At 49.0% G+C, this 1,156-nt stretch carries 1 protein-coding gene and 1 pseudogene; both read left to right on the top strand.

Features of this window, described 5'->3' with window-relative positions:
• A pseudogene (locus ACTIE0_RS24575) lies at positions 1-357 on the top strand (Uma2 family endonuclease); the annotation flags it as partial.
• Between the two features lie 152 nt (positions 358-509).
• A partial coding sequence (locus ACTIE0_RS24570; RefSeq protein WP_439517055.1) for a Uma2 family endonuclease occupies positions 510-1,156 on the top strand: 647 nt, incomplete at its 3' end.

Below are 1,156 nucleotides of genomic sequence, written 5' to 3'. Positions count from 1 at the left end.
CAGCAGATATTCCGAACCCCAGATTACTTTGTATTTGACCCGTTTGAAGCCAACGCCTTTCAAGGATGGCATTTGCAGAGTTCGGGAGGTTATCAGCTTTTAGAGGCGAATGAGCGAGGTTGGCTGTGGTGTGAAACCTTGGGCTTTTGGCTGGGAACTTGGTCAGGAACTATAGACCGTGAGGAGGCAATTTGGCTGCGGTTTTATGATACCGAAGGTAATTTAGTCCTGTTACCAGAAGAAGCTGAACGCCAAAAGGCGGAATCCGCCGAACAACGAGCAGAATCCGCCGAACAACGAGCAGAACGTCTGGCGGAAAGGTTGCGCGCGCTGGGTTTAGATCCAGAGGAACTATAAAAGAAGCGATCGCACAACAACATCCACTTTCTAGGTAATTTACCCAACGCCTTCCCAGTGGGAGAATGTCTGTGGGAGCCAGTCCCCAAATCGGGAAAGTTGGGGATATAATCATCAGCAACTGAGAAATACGAGAGACGGGGGAACCGAAAATGTCAGTTGAACTCACTGCCAATACTAGCCCCGAAACTGCTACCGAAACGGAATGGGAACCCCCCATGCCGCCAACAGATTTGATTTTTGATGATGGAGAGCCTTTGGAAAGTAACCGTCACCGCATTGCTATGAACGTCCTGATTAGGTCATTGCAACAGGCTTGGAGCGAGCGCCATGATTTCTATACAGGCGGGAATATGTTTATTTACTATAGCAGCGAACAAGCTAGGAACCGAGATTTTCGCGGGCCAGATTTCTTTGCGGTGTTAGATGTAGATGGCACCAAAGAACGACAGGGTTGGGTAGTATGGCAGGAAGGGGGTCGCTACCCAGATGTCATTGTGGAGTTGATGTCTCCCAGTACCGCCAGAGTAGATAAAGGAAAGAAAAAGGAGCTGTATCAGCAGACTTTTCGAACCCCAGATTACTTTGTATTTGACCCGTTTGAAGCCAACGCCTTTCAAGGATGGCATTTGCAGAGTTCGGGAGGTTATCAGCTTTTAGAGGCGAATGAGCGAGGTTGGCTGTGGTGTGAGACCTTGGGCTTTTGGCTGGGAACTTGGTCGGGAACTATAGACCGTGAGGAGGCAATTTGGCTGCGGTTTTATGATACGGAAGGTAATTTGGTGTTGTTACCGGAAGA

This window comes from Limnospira sp., assembly GCF_051859755.1.
Classification (GTDB): domain Bacteria; phylum Cyanobacteriota; class Cyanobacteriia; order Cyanobacteriales; family Microcoleaceae; genus Limnospira; species Limnospira fusiformis.
This window is presented reverse-complemented; position numbering and strand designations above follow the sequence as displayed.